The organism is Salinivibrio sp. ES.052, from assembly GCF_900141775.1.
Classification (GTDB): domain Bacteria; phylum Pseudomonadota; class Gammaproteobacteria; order Enterobacterales; family Vibrionaceae; genus Salinivibrio.
In genome coordinates, this window is sequence record NZ_FSRI01000003.1 from 90,923 (window position 1) to 109,556 (window position 18,634).

9 protein-coding genes are annotated in these 18,634 nt (G+C 50.1%); 3 read left to right on the forward strand and 6 right to left on the reverse strand.

Translation table 11 applies throughout. The features are described from left to right. Positions 1-13 precede the first annotated feature (13 nt). The 3 genes from malG to malE form a co-directional block, all read right to left on the reverse strand. On the reverse strand, positions 14-904 hold the full coding sequence (gene malG, locus BUQ98_RS13345) for a maltose ABC transporter permease MalG (RefSeq protein ID WP_074214299.1): 891 nt from the start codon (positions 902-904) through the stop codon (positions 14-16). An 11-nt stretch (positions 905-915) separates the two neighbouring features. After that, complete coding sequence (malF, locus tag BUQ98_RS13350; protein ID WP_074214300.1) at positions 916-2,490, reverse strand: maltose ABC transporter permease MalF; 1,575 nt, start codon at positions 2,488-2,490, stop codon at positions 916-918. A 62-nt stretch (positions 2,491-2,552) separates the two neighbouring features. Then, positions 2,553-3,734: a maltose/maltodextrin ABC transporter substrate-binding protein MalE gene (malE, locus tag BUQ98_RS13355; protein WP_074214301.1), complete on the reverse strand. Its 1,182-nt coding sequence runs from the start codon at positions 3,732-3,734 to the stop codon at positions 2,553-2,555. Positions 3,735-4,234: 500 nt separating this feature from the next. Between malE and malK the strand changes: the two genes are divergently transcribed. After that, positions 4,235-5,374, forward strand: coding sequence for a maltose/maltodextrin ABC transporter ATP-binding protein MalK (gene malK, locus BUQ98_RS13360; protein WP_074214302.1), 1,140 nt, complete (start codon positions 4,235-4,237; stop codon positions 5,372-5,374). 172 nt (positions 5,375-5,546) lie between these two features. On the opposite strand, the gene glgB is transcribed toward malK, so the two are convergent. The 3 genes from glgB to BUQ98_RS13375 form a co-directional block, all read right to left on the reverse strand. After that, a complete protein-coding gene (gene glgB, locus BUQ98_RS13365; protein ID WP_254813950.1) occupies positions 5,547-7,451 on the reverse strand; it encodes a 1,4-alpha-glucan branching protein GlgB in 1,905 nt (634 codons plus the stop codon). A gap of 102 nt (positions 7,452-7,553) precedes the next feature. Continuing rightward, on the reverse strand, positions 7,554-9,740 hold the full coding sequence (gene malQ / locus BUQ98_RS13370; RefSeq protein WP_074214304.1) for a 4-alpha-glucanotransferase: 2,187 nt from the start codon (positions 9,738-9,740) through the stop codon (positions 7,554-7,556). A 116-nt stretch (positions 9,741-9,856) separates the two neighbouring features. Next, positions 9,857-12,307: a glycogen/starch/alpha-glucan phosphorylase gene (locus tag BUQ98_RS13375; RefSeq protein ID WP_074214305.1), complete on the reverse strand. Its 2,451-nt coding sequence runs from the start codon at positions 12,305-12,307 to the stop codon at positions 9,857-9,859. Between the two features lie 505 nt (positions 12,308-12,812). Here BUQ98_RS13375 and malT point away from each other — a divergent pair. Together malT and pulA are read left to right on the forward strand one after the other, a co-directional pair. Continuing rightward, a complete protein-coding gene (gene malT / locus BUQ98_RS13380; RefSeq protein ID WP_074214306.1) occupies positions 12,813-15,521 on the forward strand; it encodes an HTH-type transcriptional regulator MalT in 2,709 nt (902 codons plus the stop codon). Between the two features lie 195 nt (positions 15,522-15,716). Next, positions 15,717-18,593: a pullulanase-type alpha-1,6-glucosidase gene (pulA, locus tag BUQ98_RS13385; RefSeq protein WP_074214307.1), complete on the forward strand. Its 2,877-nt coding sequence runs from the start codon at positions 15,717-15,719 to the stop codon at positions 18,591-18,593. Positions 18,594-18,634: the final 41 nt, after the last annotated feature.

Sequence of the window (18,634 nt, forward strand, 5' to 3'; positions counted from 1 at the left end):
AGGGCGTAACGCCTTAGCCTTTCACACCACCTGCGGTCAAGCCACCCACTAACCAACGTTGGGCCAGTAAGAAGACACCGGTAATCGGCACAGCTGACAAGACTGCTGCCGCCGCGAAGTCGCCCCACAGATAGTTCTGAGGATACAAGTACTGCTGCATGCCGACCGCCAAGGTATACGAATCAACATCCGACAACAGAATCGAAGCAACCGGTACCTCACCCACGGCCATAATAAACGATAATATAAAGACCACCGCTAGGATGGGCACTGACAGTGGCAGCAACACCAGCCTAAAGGCTTGCCATGGCGTTGCACCATCCAGTGCCGCGGCTTCTTCCAATGAGCCATCAACACTTTCAAAGTAGCCTTTAATCGTCCATACGTGGAGCGCTATGCCCCCCAAATAAGCGAAGATCAAACCACCATGGGTATTCAACCCCAAAAACGGGATGTACTGACCCAGCTTATCAAATAGCGCGTAGATAGCGACCAACGCCAACACCGCTGGGAACATTTGGAAGATCATCATCGCATTCAAGATGGTTTGCTTGCCTTTAAACCGCATACGGGCAAAGGCATACGCCGAAGTAGTAGAGAGTACCACGATAAACAGCGAGGTGATCCCAGCCACTTTTACCGAATTCCAAAGCCACAATAGAACGGGGAATGGCGGTGGTGTGACCGAACCATCCGGATTAGTTACCGGGAAGCCCAATGCTAATTTCCAATGTTCAAGTGATGGATTTTTCGGGATCAAGCTCCCAGTGGCGAAATTCCCCTCACGGAATGAAATCGCAATAATCATTAACAGCGGGAATAGGATCAGCGCCAAAAATAAGCACAAGCCAATATGGGTTGCCCAGACGCGATATTTTAAGGATTTACCTTGTACCATTGCCATATTTACGTCCCTCAGTGCTCGTTTTTCTGCGTCATGCGGAGGTTGATTAACGCCAATGCCCCGACAATCAAGAAGATCAGTGTTGCGATGGCACTTGCCAAGCCAAAGTCTTGACCACCACTGCCTTCAAAGGCGATGCGATAGGTGTAGCTGACCAGCAAGTCGGTATAACCGGCCGGCTCCGTGGTGCCAATACGGTTTGGTCCACCTTCTGTTAACAGCATAATCATCACAAAGTTATTGAAGTTAAAGGCAAAAGCAGCAATCAGCAACGGTGTTAATGGTTTAATCATCATCGGCAGCGTAATACGGGTGAAGTTCTGAATGAAATTCGCGCCGTCAATCGCTGATGCCTCGTAGAGATCATCGGGGATCGCTTTAAGCAAGCCCATACAGAGGATCATCATATAAGGGAAACCAAGCCAGGTATTGACAGTTAGCACCATGCTCCGCGCCAAGAACGGGTCAGAGAACCAATTCGGACTGATGCCAAACAGGGCTTCCAATACCATGTTGATTTCACCAAAGCTTTGGTTAAACAAACCGCGGAAAATCAGAATCGAAATAAAAGCTGGCACCGCATAAGGCAGGATCAATAACAAGCGGTAGATCGATTTGCCTTTCAGCTCTTCCCACTGCACCAAGCTCGCCAATATCAAACCGATAAAGAGGGTAAACACAACGGTGAGTACAGAAAAAACAATCGTCCAAATAAAGATGCCAATAAAGGGCTCTTTAATCCCATCATCGGTCCAGACACGCTCAAAGTTATCGGTGCCAATTTGCACCACATAGCCAGGCGACACTGTGTCACCGATAAATTCATCTGACGCATTAACAGGTTGGTAATACCCTATCTCATCATTGGGCTTGAGTGTCTCACCCGTCTTATTATTGATCAGCGTGCGTCCATCCTCCTGCTCACTATACAAAGGCTGAATGGCGGCGAACTTACGTAAACCACTCATGCGAATGGTTTGATCACCTGACAGTTGCAAATCTAGATTACCGAGTGCCTCTCGGTTTTGAATCACATCGCGGAGTGACGCTTTTTGTCCCTCAACACTGTCAATCGGGTTAAGTGATAAGTTTTCATCGGCCAGTGTTGCAAATTCAAATGGCTTGGTGGCATAACGTGTGTTTTCACCCTCCACCACAATACGAACGCCTTGATCCGTTTGATACAAAGAGAAAGGATAACTGTCGCCACTTTGAAAGGTTTGCTCTAGCAATACCGACTGGGCACGCTCGAAAGAGAGCTGGTTCTTGGCGCTATAGTTAGTTAGTGACAGCCCGACGGTATAAACCAAAGGAAAAATAATGAAGAGGATCATCCCCGCGATACCTGGATAGATATAGCGATGGGCGTATGTTTTTTTACTGCCAAAAATGTACAGGGCTAGTGCGGTTAATACCACAGTTAACAGGGCAAAGGCGGTTTCACCACGCGAATACATCAAGACGGTGGCATAGCCATTGATGATGGCCACAGTAGCCAGTAACGCCCACTTTATGAACGCTTTTGTGCTACTGGGCAAAGAAGAGCCTGACGTTGTCATAGCTTGGGAACCTTGGACTGACTGCATAAGGAACGCTACTCACATAGTTTTAAAAAATGCAGGGAGGCAAGCCCCCCTGCAGATAGAGCTTATTTGACCATTTGCGTTTCCGCATCGTCGAGGGCTTCCTCAACGCTTTGGCGGCCATCGACCACATTGATGATGGCGTTTTTGGCAGCGGCCCAGAACCCATTCATTTGTGGAATGTTTGGCATCACTTCGCCATGTTTGGCGTTTTCCATCGTTGCCGCAATGCGCGGATCTTTCGCCAGCTCCGCTTGATAGGCATTCAGTGCCACCGCACCTAAGGGCTTATCAGCATTGACCGTCGAAAGGCCTTCTTTAGTCAGCAGGTAGTTTTCAAGGAACTCAACCGCCAGTGCTTTATTTGGTGATGCGGTGCTGATACCGGCACTCAACACACCAACAAAGGGTTTAGACGCTTCATCTTGGAAGGTGGGTAAGGTGGTCACACCATAGTTGATACCCGACTTTTCGATGTTGCCCCACGACCATGGGCCATTGATGGTCATCGCTGTGTCACCTTGGTTGAAAGAAGACTCAGAAACCGAGTAGTCCATGTCAGATGAAATCACGCCATCTTTGACCATCTGCTTCATGAAATGTAGCGCGTCATGCACACCTTGATTATTAATGCCTGCATCTTTGACATCATAGCCAGTGGCCGTTTGTTTAAACGCATAACCGCCATCAGCCGCCATCAGTGGCCAAGTAAAATACGGTTCTTTTAAGTTCCACATGATGGCTGATTTGCCCTGCTCTTTGAGCTTGGCATCCACGGCAACCACGTCTTGCCACGTTTCTGGTGGGTTGGGCACCAAATCTTTGTTGTAGATAAGGGAAAGTGATTCCACTGCCACTGGATAACCGACGTATTTGCCCTTATATTTCACCGCATCCCAGGCAAAATCGACCATACCCTCTTTTAAACGATCCGACGGACGTATCTCTGCCAGTAAGCCTGACTCGGCATAGCCACCAAAACGGTCATGCGCCCAAAAAACAATATCTGGGCCATCGCCCGTTGACGCCGTTTGCGGGAATTTGTCCTGCAAACCATCAGGGTGAACCACGGTGACAGGAATACCTGTATCTTGCTCAAAGCGGTCACCCACTTCCGCAAGACCGTTATAACCTTTGTCACCGTTAATCCAAATCGTCAGTTGACCTTCTTCGATATTGGCGTTTGCGCCAAATGAACCCAGTGCAATTAGGGTACCGAGAGCAACAGCGCTAAGTGATTTTTTCATCTTTCTATCCTTCTTCTACTGAGGTGTAGCACGATTCCATCGAGGATGAGCTGTATTTCACGGTCTATCATGGGTAATTCCCGTGCATTCCTCATCATCCTGGCTTCTACGCCCTACGCCTGTGCGAGCGAATTCGTGATCCATATCGCTCGTCGCTAATGATGCGGTTCACAAAAATAAACGGTACGTGATCAACTTCAACTAATTTGCTGGTAATTTTGTGATGTACGCCCTCAAATGAGATCAAGGTGAAGATTATCCTCCTCCCCGCCTACTCCCCCCGTAATAATTTTACCCGGGAGGATGTGCCGATTGCACAGATACGCGACACTGCCTGTCATCAAAAAAGCATCGGGTGGAAGTTATCCAATGTGCTTAATCAATGACCAAATAGCGTTCAACAAAAACGATAACGCTCAAAAATGGCCGATATTGAATAACACAGCCACCTATAATGCGTATTGAGCCGAATTAATGAAAAGCGATTGAGGGCGAGCGACATGGCAAGTGTCACGTTTAAAAACGTTTGTAAAGCGTATGACAACGATGTAATGATTTCAAAAAACGTTGACCTAGAGATTAAAGATAGCGAATTTGTTGTCTTTGTCGGTCCATCTGGTTGCGGTAAATCCACCTTATTGCGCTGCGTGGCTGGATTAGAAGATATTACCTCAGGCGATCTCTATATTGATGATCAGCGCGTGAATGATATTGAGCCTTCGAAGCGCGGCGTCGGTATGGTATTTCAATCTTATGCGTTATACCCCCACCTAAACCTTTACGACAATATGTCGTTTGGCTTAAAACTGGCCAAAACCAATAAAGCAGAAGTCGATAAGCGCGTCCATCAAGCGGCGGAGATCTTACAACTCGGCCACTTACTCGACAGACAACCCAAGTCTTTGTCCGGGGGACAACGTCAGCGTGTCGCGATTGGCCGCACCCTGGTGTCTCAACCTCGTGTCTTCCTCCTCGATGAGCCACTTTCCAACCTCGATGCTGGCCTACGCGTACAAATGCGCGCGCAAATCACCAAACTGCAACGCCAACTTGGCTGTACCATGATTTACGTCACCCACGATCAGATCGAAGCCATGACCATGGCAGATAAAATCGTGGTACTGGATGAAGGCCGTGTGGCGCAGGTTGGCAAACCGCTAGAGCTTTATCATTACCCACAAAACCGCTTTGTTGCATCGTTTATCGGCTCACCCAAAATGAATTTTATGAGCGTATTCATAGCAGATGTTGAGCCGACTCGGGTCAAAGTGCAGCTCAGTGAAGGGGCGAGCTTCTGGATACCGGTCGATGGCAAAACCGTCACCCGCGGTGATCGTATGTCCCTCGGGATTCGCCCAGAGCATTTAATCGCCGCCAAAGACGGTGATGCCAAAATCGAAGGGGAAGCGACCATCGTTGAGAAGTTGGGCAACGAGACGCAAATCTATCTCAACCTTGAAAGCGCAGACGCAGATGTCATCTATCGCCAACTCGATACCGTTGAGATTGAACCTGGTGAGAAGTACGCCATTGGTATTCCAGCCCATCGCTGCCATTTATTCCACAGCGACGGTCGAGCGTGCAAACGTCTACATCGTGAAAATGGTGTCACCTTCATTGATGAAGAAGATGCTGCGTAACACCACTTCGAAAAAGACAACGACTAGGCCGCATTCGCGGCCTTTTTTTGTTGCTTCAATCTCAGGGAAAAGGAGATATTGAGCACGATGCCAAAAACAAACGCGCCAAGGGTTAACTTGGCGCGTTTGTTTTTGTGGCGTTTTGTTTGTGGCGTCGAGTCGACTATGTTTTTCACCCTTGCCAGCGATAAAACACGGTGGCTAATGGGGGGAGATTGAGTGTCAACGAATGGGGTTGATCGTGTACCGCGCTTTTATCGGTGCTAAGCACTGTGTAAACCGGATAGCCACTGCCCCAAAATGCCTCATCATCGGCGTTTAATACCAGTTGGTAGTCGCCACTCATCGGCACACCCAGCTGAAAACCATCCCGGGGGACAGGGGTGAAGTTACTCACCACCAGCATCCGCGAGCCGTCATCGCCAAGCCGCTCATGGGCTATCACGCTAATATCTGCAGCGTCTTTTAATCGCCACTCAAATCCTGCCGGATCGCAGTCGAGGCGATGCAGCGCCGGCGTTGAGACATACAGGTGGTTCAGCGCTTTCACCCATGCTTGGATACCTTGATGGCGGCCGTATTGCAGCCAATGCCATTCAAGCTGGCTGTCATGGTTCCACTCTGCGGTCTGGCCCATCTCCGTGCCCATAAAATTGAGTTTTTTCCCCGGCTGGCCATACATGTAGCCCAAATAGGCACGTAAGTTCGCCGTTTGCTGCCACTCGTCACCGGGCATTTTACCGATCAACGAGCCTTTCCCATACACCACCTCATCATGAGACAGAGGCAGTACATAGTTCTCGCCAAACGCATAAACCAATGGAAACGTCAGCGTGTCGTGGTGATAGCATCGATACACCGGCTCTTCACGGATATAACGTAAACTGTCATTCATCCAACCCATGTTCCATTTAAACCCGAAACCCAGGCCTCCCGCATAAATTGGCGCAGAGACGCTGGGAAACGTGGTGGATTCTTCGGCAATCGTCATCGCATTGGGAAAATAGTGATAAACAGACTCGTTCATCCATTTTAACGTGGCAATGGCATCGTAATTCTCATTGCCGCCATCTACGTTGGGCAGCCACTGATCCGGCTCACGCGAGTAATCGAGATAAAGCATCGACGCGACGGCATCGACACGCAGGCCATCGATGTGAAACTGATCGAGCCAATACAGCGCATTATTCACCAAAAAGCGGCGCACATGATCTTTACTCATATCGTAGAGATGACAATGCCAATCGTTGTGCCAACCACGCCGTGGATCGGGGTCATGATATAAGGGCGTACCATCGAAATAGGCCAGACCATGATCGTCAGTAGGGAAATGCCCCGGCACCCAGTCGAGAATGACGCCAATGCCCGCTTGGTGGCAACAATCCACCAAGTACTTAAAATCATCTGGCGAGCCATAGCGGCTCGTCGGCGCGAAAAGCCCCACTGGCTGATAGCCCCAAGAACCATAAAAAGGATGCTCACTGACTGGCATCAGCTCTACATGGGTATAACCCATTTCCACCAAGTAAGGGACTAAACGGTTAGCAAGCTCACGATAGCCCAGACACTGACCCGATGCATCTCGCTGCCACGAACCAAGGTGAAGCTCATAAAAAGAGAGCGCTTGCGTATGTTTTTCAGTCACGGGGCGGTCTTGCCACTGCTGATCGTGCCATTGATAAGCATGTTGATCATAGGTCAGAGAAGCAAATGACGGGTATTGCTCAGCATACGCACCATAAGGATCGGCTTTGTGCGGTAAACATTGTCCATCGGGACCCGTTAACGCATATTTGTAGCGTTGATTGAGGCCAAGATGAGCGACAAACCCCACCCAAAATCCATCTTCGATGGCAATAAGGCTTCCAGCCTCTGCCTGCCATTGGTTCCAATCGCCAATCACACTCACCGATTGCGCGTGCGGCGCAAAAACCACAAACCGAACACCTTCCGTCGGTTTTCCTTCGACAGGGAGGGCAAGAAGGTGAGCGCCCATATACTGGTGTGCGGTTCTGGGATGATGTAAAGCGGCCATATCAAGCGCATAGTGATCAGGCTGAACGGACTGCGGTGTTATCCATGTTGATGAATTTGGCACGGGACGCTCCTTATAAAAAACGCCCCATCCTATGTGTGTTGACTGGCACTAAGGATAGAGCGTTAAAGTATGGTGAGTAGGTTAAACAGTCTGGCGACTCGCTTGCATGCGCACCCGAGATAAGTCTCTGGCAAGTTGATTCAACTCTTCACGACTAAAGAGCGTTTCCAAACTGGCCGAAAGTTTACGCCGCCAGTTGGGGTATTCGTCTACCGTACCGGGGATATTGACGGGTTTGTCCATCTCTAACCAGTCTTCCAACTGGACGCTTAATAGCGCCGATTTGCCGGCGGAAACATGCAATTGCAACGCGCGGCACAAGTGGCCATCCATCGGCACATAGCGCGCATCATCTCCAACCCCATCCGGTAGCATGCCATGCCAGCGCACACTGTCTAAAATGCCCTGCTTGGCTTTCAAACGATCATCAAATAATTGTTGAAGTTGCGCTTCATCTGGGTATAAGCCGAGCTCTTGACCCAGTTTTAAATCGTCGCAATGCCAAAAGCCACGAATGGTTGGCATATCATGGGTGGAAAGCGTCGCCATCGCCTGCTCGGTATAATGCGCCGGAGAAATAAAGCCACCGTCCTCTTCTGATGTTTCAAAGAAAAACACCTTGTACGAGTGCACTCCCGCTTCCGCAAGCAACGCACCAATTTCGTCAGGAACCGTCCCCAAGTCCTCACCAATCACACTGCATTGATGACGGTGCGACTCAAGCGCTAAAATCGCGAGCATGTCTTTAACGGGATAGTACAAGTAAGCGCCCTCGGTGGCATTTTTCCCTTTAGGGATCCACCATAAGCGCAGCAAGCCCAGCACATGATCGATACGCAAAGCACCGCAATGACGCATGTTGGCCCGCAACAACTCAACGTAGGCATGATAGCCAGTGTGTTTCAGTGCTTGCGGATCAAATGGCGGTAAGCCCCAGTTTTGCCCCCGAGGTCCCAACACATCCGGCGGCGCACCAATACTGGCATCCAGTACTAAGGGCGAGTTGTCCGACCAGGTTTCGCTTCCCGCATCAGACACGCCAACGGCGAGATCACGGTACAAGCCCAGCGACATCCCCTGCTCTTCAGCAATGGCTTGTACCTCTTCCATTTGACCTTCGGCAATCCACTGTAAATACATGTACAGTTGAATGTCGTCGCTGTGCTGCTCGATAAATGTTTGCGTCGCCGCGTTCTCATAGCGACGATATTTTTCAGGGAAAACGGGCCAGCCCCAAGTATGAGGGTCTTCCACGCGTAAATGTTGATGCAAGGCATCAAAGGTAGCTTGCTGTTTTAAGCTCTCTCCGCCTTTTTCAATAAAGTCTAAAAACGCACGACCACGTCGTGTCTGTTGCAGCAGCTCGCGTTGCTTAAATTCTTGAAATAACAAAGGCAGCACGGTCATCTTTAAGGCGGCGACTTCGCTATAATCCACCCAGTGCGTGTCGCGCACTGCTTGCAGGCGACGCTGAAACTCGGCACTGCCCACTAATTGCTGCGCATGGGCACTCAAACAAAACTCACGAACGTTGCTTACATCAATGTACAAAAGATTAAGCCAGCGCCGGGAGGACGGGCTATAGGGGCTCGCAGCTTCTGGATTAGCAGGAAACAACGCATGAATGGGGTTAAGGCCAACAAAGTCCGCGCCGCGCGAGGCGAGCTCACTGACCAATTGCTTTAGGTCGCCAAAATCACCGATCCCCCAGTTATGCGGGGTACGGAGTGTATAGAGCTGAATACTCGGCCCCCACATTTTTTTGTGCGCATCCAGTTCCGGTTGTTTATAGCACTGAGTAGGCGCCATGATGAGCGTCATCTGATAGGGCGATTTGCGGCGCTTTCGGTTCACAAAGAGACGGTGGTAGCCCCACGGTAAAGCGCACGGTAGGCTAAACACTAATGGGCCGCCATTACTGCGCTCATCGCGAACGATTTGTGACTGTAAGTAACCCTCAAAGCATTCGCCCTGTTCGGTTTCCAAACGCCAACTAAAATCACTTTCTCGCGCACTGGTCCCTAAATGAAGCGCAATTTCGACTGGCTCATTCTCCTGTACCACTTGCACTGGCGCGAGCACATCCGCTTTATGTTTCTTCGCCGCCGATGCCAATAACGCCTCGTCATTTCGTGTGTCATAGCCAAGTGACGTTAGTAAGTCATGTAAGGTACTGTCCGGCACGGCCGCTTCTGACCCCCATGCACTGATATAGCGATCAGCGAGGTTGGCCATTTGTGCGACTGTCTTCAATGCAGATTCTTTCATCGCTTTCTCCGAGGGGTCTGCCCCCTTCTTTTATTGGGCAATATTGTTGTCATTATTGTTAGATGGCAAGGCTCATTCCCTGCCACCTATGAGGTTGTTAACCCATTATTTTGCAATTAGCGCTTAATCGCTTCTAACTGCCAAATATTATTAACATAATCACGAATCGAGCGGTCTGAGCTAAATTTGCCCACTAACGCGGTATTCAAAATCGCTTTGCGTGCCCACTGAGACGCGTCACGGTAATCACGGTCAATGTCATTGTGTGCGCGCACATAATCCGCGAAGTCAGCCAAACACAGGTACGGGTCACCGCTACCCATGACACTGTCAAAGACAGGACGCAACGCCCCAGGCTGACCTGGCGTAAACGTCTCATCCAACAGACTATCCAAAGCGGCCTTCAATAGAGGCTGGCTGTGATAGACCGCTTCAGGCTGATAGCCTTTTTTGCGCAACGCCGTGACCCCATCGACATCAAGACCAAAGATATAGATGTTGTCGTCACCCACTTCTTCACGGATTTCCACGTTCGCGCCATCCATGGTGCCAATGGTGAGCGCGCCGTTGAGTGCCATTTTCATGTTACCCGTGCCAGACGCTTCTTTACCGGCCATAGAAATCTGCTCAGACACATCGGCAGCAGGAATAATGATTTCCGCCATACTGACACGATAATCAGGAATAAATACCACTTTGAGCTTGTCACCGACCCGTGGATCACTATTAATGGTTTCAGCCACCTTATTAATCGCATAGATGATCGATTTTGCTAATTCATAGCCAGGTGCCGCTTTCGCAGCAAAAAAGACCACACGCGGCGCCATATCGAAATTCGGCTCATTGATGAGGCGCTGGTACAGTGAAATGACGTGTAATAGATTAAGGTGCTGGCGCTTATATTCATGCAAGCGTTTAATTTGTACATCAAAAATCGCATCGGTATTTAGGGTGATATCGAGGTGCTCTTTGACCCATCCCGCCAAACGCTGCTTGTTGCGCTTTTTGACATCCATAAATGTCTTTTGAAACGCAGTGTCATCCGCGTATTGTGCAATCTGCTCGAGTTGCTCCAATTGCGCTGGCCACTGCTCACCGATTTTCTCACTGATCAAGTGGGACAAATCAGGATTACAGAACTTCAACCAACGACGCGGTGTGATGCCATTGGTCACATTTTGAATGCGGCCTGGGTATAGCGCGTCAAATTCTGGGAATAAATCACGCTTAACCAACTGAGAATGCAAGGCGGCAACGCCATTCACCGCATAAGAGCCAACGACACATAAATTAGCCATGCGCACCATGCGCTCACCTTTATCGTCAATCACTGACAACACCTGCTTTTTGGCCACTTCGCCCGGCCACTTCGCTTCTACCTCTTGCATGAAGCGATGGTTGATCTCAAAAATGATCTCCATATGACGCGGCAGCAAACTGGCAATCAACGCCTCACTCCAGGTTTCCAGCGCTTCCGGCAGTAAGGTGTGGTTGGTGTAAGCAAAGGTACGACTGGCGATGGACCAAGCCTCATCCCAGCCCAGACGATAATCATCCAGCAATACGCGCATCAGCTCAGGAATAGCGATGGTGGGGTGAGTATCGTTCAACTGAATGGTTTCGTAGTCTGGCAATGCGGCCAATGCATGCCCTGCCTCTAGATGACGACGGAGAATGTCTGCTACAGAAGCTGCACTGTGGAAATACTGCTGCATTAAGCGCAATGTTTTACCCGCATCGTGGTTATCGTTGGGGTACAAGACTTTGGTCAAATTCCCTGCATCGATGGCGGATTGCTGAGCCTGGGTATAGTCACCGTCATTAAAGGCATCCAGCGCGAACGGCGTTAACGCCCGTCCTTCCCACAGGCGCAATGGGTACACAGTATTGCTTTGATAGCCAACAATCGGCAGATCCCAAGGCATGGCTTGAATTTTCATGCCCGGCACCCACTGACGATACGTGTGTCCTGAGTCTTCTATCACCTCTACATGGCCATAAAAGCCAATCGTTTGGGCAAGGTCAGGACGCACCACTTCCCATGGGTAGCCTTCAGGCTCACGCCAGGCATCAGGCGCCTCTTGCTGCGCCCCTTCATCAAACGACTGGCGGAAAAGCCCATATTCATAATGTAAGCCGTAACCTACCGCGGGATACTGTTGTGCCGCTAATGAATCCATAAAACAGGCGGCGAGACGCCCCAAACCACCATTGCCCAGAGATGGGTCACGCTCTTGTTCGAGTAAATCCGTTAACCCGAGGCCAAGTTCACTCACGGCATCGGCAATCGCATCGTACAAGCCCATGCTAATTAAATTGTTCCCGGTTAACCGACCAATCAAAAACTCGAGGGATAAATAGTTAACACTTTTAGCTTGTTTAATTGTTTGGTCGTTTTCAGTGGCCACCAAGTCACTCGTCGTGTGTTCGGCCAATGCACGACCCAATGCGAGGTACCAGTCGCGTAACTGCGCGGTATCGGGTGCGTGACCTAGCTGGGTTAAATGCTGGACCATACTGATTTTAAACGCACTTTTATCAAACGCATGTTGCTGTTTTGGTGTCATGTCGTAACTCTCGATAATGGAATGAAACCTGATGGTTATTCATCCTGCCCAACCCGCGCACGGCAAACATCCTCCTACCCCATTCCCATCAAAGGAGGAGACCGCAGGGCGTAGAGAGTGAGGTCACATGGCAATAGTGAGGCGCCTCTCACCAAAATAAAGAACTGCCCTCTACCTGGTGATCTTCATCACGCTATGAAACAAAAAAGCATCCACACCGGCGATGAAAAGCTTATTCATTCTTTTGTAATTTTTGTGCACTAGCGCAAGTTAAGTGCCTATAAGCCGGCCTGTATGTGTAAATCGAATATAAAATCAAACCAGCAAACATCATTTAAGTGACAAATATCACATTTAAAAGGCGTAGGCGCACCATATTAGGGCAAACAATCAGAGATCTGGGATAGATCATAGTTTGTGCGTGATGAGTTACATACACTACAACCAGGATAAAGGGTGCGCTCCGGTGAAGACGCACCACATTTGCAGTGAAGGACAGTGTCTTATGTGGATCCCATCAAAGCTGACTCGGCCTGGGCGGCTCTATAACGCAATATTACGCCCGCGGGTACTCGATATTTTACAACAAGCCCCCCACTATAAACTGGTACTGTTTCGCTCCCCGGCCGGCTACGGCAAGACCACCATGGCCGCACAATGGTTGGCCGATCAGCCCAATGTTGGTTGGTTTAGCATTGATGACAGTGATAACGACAGCTTTCGCTTCATTAACTACTTACTGCAAGCCTTGCACCAAGCGACCCAAGAGGGTTGCGCCAACACGATAAAACTGGCGGAAAAACGCCAATTCTCGTCGCTTCGTGCGCTCTTGTCTGATGTCTTTGCTGAACTGACTGGGTTTCATGCCACTAGCTATTTGGTTCTGGATGACTATCAGCTGATTGATAACGAAGAGATCCATGAGGCGATGCGCTTTTTCATTAAGCATATGCCAGATAATCTCACTTTGGTGGTCACCTCACGCGCCAACCCTCCACTCGGTACCGCGAATTTACGCGTACGCGATTTGATGATCGAGATAGGTAATCAGCTTCTCGCCTTCGATAACGAAGAAACGACCCGCTTTTTCAATCAGCGCGTCGACGATGGCGTGGATAAATCCACGGCTAACGCCTTATGCACCTACGTTGAAGGTTGGCCCTCTGCCTTACAGCTGATTGCGATTCAAGCTCAGCACCAAAAGCGCACGCTGATGCAAAGCGCAACATCTTGTGAAAAGTTTAACCATGCCCACCTTTGGGACTATTTAGCCGAAGAAGTCTTCGATTTGCTTGACACTGAGACGCGTCAGTTTCTGATGAAAGTTTCTGTGTTAGAGATGTTCAATGATGAACTGGTTTTCGCATTGACTGAGAGAGAAGATGCACTGGGCATGCTTGAGTCACTGAATCGTTATGGCTTGTTTATTTACCCGCTTGAAGGTGATAACAACTGGTATCGATTCCACCATCTATTCGCGGAGTTTTTGGCTCATGAGCGCCAAGCACGGATACCTCACCAACAACAGCCCTTGCACCGACAAGCCGCACTGGCATGGTTGAAGTTACAATCCCCTCATCAAGCGTTACGTCATGCAGGCTACGCCAAAGACGATACATTGCTAGCCGATATCCTCAATCAACACGGCTGGCGTATGTTTAATCGTGGTGAACTCTCGACGCTAGAAGCCGCGATGACCAAGCTCACTGACGAACTTTTATACCCATACCCCAATTTAAGCCTACTGCGTGCTTGGTTGGCACAAAGCCAGCACAGGTATCATGAAGTCGGCGAACTGTTAGCCAACGCAGAAAAAGCCTATCAATCCCGTCAAATCCCGCTCGATATCGATTACCAAGGCAATGCCAATGCTCTGCTTGCCCAAGTGGCCATTAATGCGAATGAGCCGGAACAAGCGATGCGGCTAGCAGAAAAAGCGCTCGAACAACTCGATAGTGCCAATTACCGCGGGCGTATAGTCGCTACCTCGGTCGTGGGTGAAGTGAATCATGTGCTCGGTGAGCTGGATCGCGCCCTGTCCATGATGCAGCAGACTGAAAAGCTGGCGCGGCAGCATCAAGTTTATCACCAAGCACTTTGGGCGATTTTACAACAAAGTGAGATATTGCTAGCACAAGGCTACGTGCAAGCTGCGTTTGAATTGCTGGATAACGCCGATCAGCTCATTGAAGATCAACAACTGCATCAGGTTCCCCTCCATGAGTTCGCTTTGCGCCTTCGTGCACAAATCTTGTGGTGCTGGAACCGGCTTGAGGAAGCCGAAGCCTGTGCTTACAAAGGGCTACAGGTTCTGGAAAATCAACCACCAAGCAAGCATTTGCATAGCTATTCGATGCTCGCACGTGTCGCTGTTAGCCGCGGTGAGTTAGATAAAGCGGCGAAAAGCATTGAGCACATTGAGCACCTTTTGCGCGAGTCGGTTTACCATGTTGATTGGACCGCCCACGCATCATTGTCGCTGTTGCTCTATTGGCAAGCCAAACATGAACTCACCAACATGGATGAGTGGCTACATCAAGCTGTTCGCCCTGTCACCGCCTGCAATCACTTCAGCCAGCTTCAATGGCGAAATATTGCCCGCGCCCACCTGCATTTGGGTCAGTATGACCAAGCACGTCAAGCGGTTGATTTTCTGCGCCGCGAAGCGAACAGAGCCAATTTGGTGACGGATAAAAACCGCAATTTGATTGTTGAAGCCGTCCTTGCCAGCAAAGAACAAGAGACAGAATACGCCAAAAGCCTCTTGCAAGATGCGCTGATCCTCACCAATCAAACTGGGATGATGGGGAACTTTTTAATCGAAGGTGATGCGCTCTCATCCTTGCTGCATGCGCTGATTGAACAACAAGCCCTCGGCGCATTGGAACGCCATCGGGCACAACAGCTATTGAAGGAAATTGCCAGCCATCAACGCTCTCGTTCAACGCACTTTGATGAAGCCTTTGTCGAAAAGCTGGTCAACCACCCTAACGTGCCAGAGCTCGTGCGAACCAGCTCATTGACACAACGCGAGTGGCAAGTGCTCGGCTTAATTTATTCAGGCTTCAGTAACGAGCAAATTGCTCATGAACTTGATGTTGCCGGCACCACTATCAAAACGCACATCCGTAACCTTTACCAAAAGCTGAATATTGCGAACCGTAAAGAAGCCGTTATCACCGCTGAAAACCTACTGCAGCTAATGGGTGGTTAGTTAGTCAATCATACCTACGCCCCCAGACTTTCATGGGGGCGTAGGTACCTTACCCTCTCCGCCTACCTTCCGTGATATTTTGCTGAATTTCATCAGCTTTTTTTAAATGACATCTTGATTTTTAACTGGATCACGCATGGTAGATGCCACCCTTGAGTATGCTGCGCCTCAGTATTGATACACGAGGAAAAATCAATGAAGCGCACTCACTTTTTGCAACCTCTCAGCGCATCTGTTGCCTTCGCAACTATCATCGCGTTAACGGGTTGTAATACCGATAAAGAAACCAACCTCCCCCCCAGAGATACGGGCACCAATAATGCCAGTGTGCTATTTGCTGACGCCGATACCCTGCTCACTCATCAAACCAACGCCACCTCGCTCACCTTGTATTACTCCGCTGATGGCACGATGCGCTATAACCCGGACACGCAGCAAGTGGAAAACGCCACTGCGAGTGTCGAATCTACCCTTGCTACGAGCGATCATTGGCAACTATCGTTCCCCTATTTGCAAGGAGACGTCAAAGGGTTCGATTTTGATTTTGTTAGCGCCAATATTGCCCTGAAGCAATGGCTCAAAGGGCAACTTCTCGCTATCGCCAAAGACGGTGATACCGTATTAACCGCCACCGATGTGCAACCGGCCCGGGCGCTCGATGCCTTGTATGCTGAACACGCCGAAAAACTTACCTATGGTGCCATCCCTGACGGTGGACACACTGAGTTTCGTTTATGGGCACCCACCGCACAGCAAGTCTCGCTGGTGCCCTATCAATCGGCGAGCACACAAAACGCGTCAAAGCAGCGCCAGACGCCAATTAAAATGGACTTCGACGCCGACTCAGGAAGCTGGCATGTTGCCACCACTGCGCTGAATCATGGCGACTATTACCGCTATCAACTATCGGTCTATCACCCTGAAACACATCGCATCGAGCGCCTTGAAGTCACCGACCCTTACTCACACAGTTTGTCGACCAACTCCAACTACTCACAGGTGGTGGATCTGGATGCGCCAGCACTTAAACCCAGTGGCTGGGATACGCTGAGTGCACCTCATTCGCAGCAAAACCCTGCCAACAGCGTGATTTATGAGGCGCATGTGCGTGACTTTTCCGCGCTCGATCAATCCACACCAGACAATCTACGCGGTAAGTATCTGGCTTTTACCCAAAATAGCATCGCCCCGGTCAATCACTTAAAAGCGCTTTCTCAATCCGGCGTCACCCACTTACACCTGCTCCCCGTGTTTGATATTGCCTCCATCAACGAAGACACGGCGCAACGTATCGATTTAACCGACCGTTTCTCCACGCTATGTGACAAAGCACCTTCGCTGAAAGAGACGCCAAGGCTGGCGAGTGAGTGTGACAACAACCAAACCATCCAAGCGGCCTTGACGGATTTAGCCACCCAAGACAGTGCGGATACCCCCTATGTGCAAACCGTGATGGCGGCGATGCGTCAGTACGACAGCTTTAACTGGGGTTACGATCCTTTCCATTACACCGTGCCCGAAGGCAGTTATGCGACCGAGCCTGAAGGCACCGCGCGTATCCTCGAGTTTCGTAAAATGGTCATGGCAATTAAACAGAATATCGGCATGAATGTGGTGATGGACGTGGTCTACAACCACACCCACCAAGCAGGCTTAGGGCCCTATTCTGTGCTGGATAAAGTCGTGCCTTGGTATTATCAGCGCCTTAACCCCGTCACTGGGGACGTTGAGCAATCCACTTGCTGCTCCAATACCGCGCCTGAGCATCGGATGTTTGCCAAACTGATTGATGACTCGATTGCGACTTGGGTGAAAAACTACAAAATCGATGCCTTCCGTTGGGATTTGATGGGTCATCATCCGCTGGCCCAGATCGAGCACACACTTGACGTTGCCCGCGATATCAACCCAGATGTGTATTTCTATGGTGAAGGTTGGAACTTCGGTGAAGTCGCCAACGATCGCCAGTTTGTCCAAGCCACCCAAGCAAACCTTGCAGGCACCGGCATTGGCTCGTTTTCTGACCGACTTCGTGATGCGGTTCGCGGCGGCGGTCCATTCGATGGCGGCGAGTACCTACGCATAAACCAAGGCTTTGGTAATGGTCAATGGGTCGCTCCCAATGATTTACAACAGCAAAACAGCGGGGAAAGAGCCAGTGCCCTGCATAATGCCGATCTAGTTCGTTTGGGTATGGCGGGTAACTTAAAAGATTTTCAGTTACAGATTGCCAATGGTGATGTCGTGCGCGGTGACGAGGTCGATTACAACGGTCAGCCGGCTGGCTACGCGCAAGATGCTTGGGAGGTTCAAAACTATGTCTCCAAGCACGACAACCAAACCTTGTGGGATAACCATCAATACAAATTCCCTTACGCCATGCCGCTCGAGACACGCGTGCGTGCCCAAGCCGTGTCACTCTCAACGGCACTGCTGGGACAAGGGATGCCTTTTGTTCACATGGGCAGCGAACTGCTTCGTTCAAAATCCATGCAGCGTGACTCCTACGACTCAGGCGATTGGTATAACCGCGTCGACTTTACTCAACAAACCACGCAGTGGGATCAAGGGCTGCCGCGTGAAGATAAAGACGGCGACAACTGGCCAATGATTGAAACCGTGATTGCCAACCACAACAGCGAGGCCAAACCAACACCGCAGGCAATCAGCAACATGGACAGTTACTTTAATGAGCTGGTGGCGCTGCGCACTTCATCTGGGCTGTTCCACTTAGGCCAAGGCAGCGTGATCAACCAACGTGTCAGCTTTCACAACACGGGCGCCTCACAAATCCCAGGGCTAATTGTGATGCTTCTTGATAACAGTGGCAGTCTGCACGACAGCACAATTGATGCAACGCGTGACGGGATTATCGTCGCGATCAATGCCTCAGGCACGGCCGTCAATGACTTTGCCAGCATCAACGCCAGCGGTTATCAACTTCACAGCTTGCAAGCCAATGCGGGCAACGGCTCGATCGCTTATAACCAACAGGCCGCTCACGTAACCAACGGCAAACTCACCGTACCCGCTTGGTCCGTCGCGGTGTTCGAGAAACCTCATCAACCTTAACTATTATTTGGGGGAGTGCTGCTCCCCCTTTTAATCTCCCC

What these genes read in the sequence shown, in the direction of transcription:
- malG (WP_074214299.1), bottom strand. Translation starts at nt 904, where the DNA reads ATGGCAATGGTACAAGGTAAATCCTTAAAATATCGCGTCTGGGCAACC.
- malF (WP_074214300.1), bottom strand. Translation starts at nt 2,490, where the DNA reads ATGCAGTCAGTCCAAGGTTCCCAAGCTATGACAACGTCAGGCTCTTCT.
- malE (WP_074214301.1), bottom strand. Translation starts at nt 3,734, where the DNA reads ATGAAAAAATCACTTAGCGCTGTTGCTCTCGGTACCCTAATTGCACTG.
- malK (WP_074214302.1), top strand. Translation starts at nt 4,235, where the DNA reads ATGGCAAGTGTCACGTTTAAAAACGTTTGTAAAGCGTATGACAACGAT.
- malQ (WP_074214304.1), bottom strand. Translation starts at nt 9,740, where the DNA reads ATGAAAGAATCTGCATTGAAGACAGTCGCACAAATGGCCAACCTCGCT.
- BUQ98_RS13375 (WP_074214305.1), bottom strand. Translation starts at nt 12,307, where the DNA reads ATGACACCAAAACAGCAACATGCGTTTGATAAAAGTGCGTTTAAAATC.
- malT (WP_074214306.1), top strand. Translation starts at nt 12,813, where the DNA reads ATGTGGATCCCATCAAAGCTGACTCGGCCTGGGCGGCTCTATAACGCA.
- pulA (WP_074214307.1), top strand. Translation starts at nt 15,717, where the DNA reads ATGAAGCGCACTCACTTTTTGCAACCTCTCAGCGCATCTGTTGCCTTC.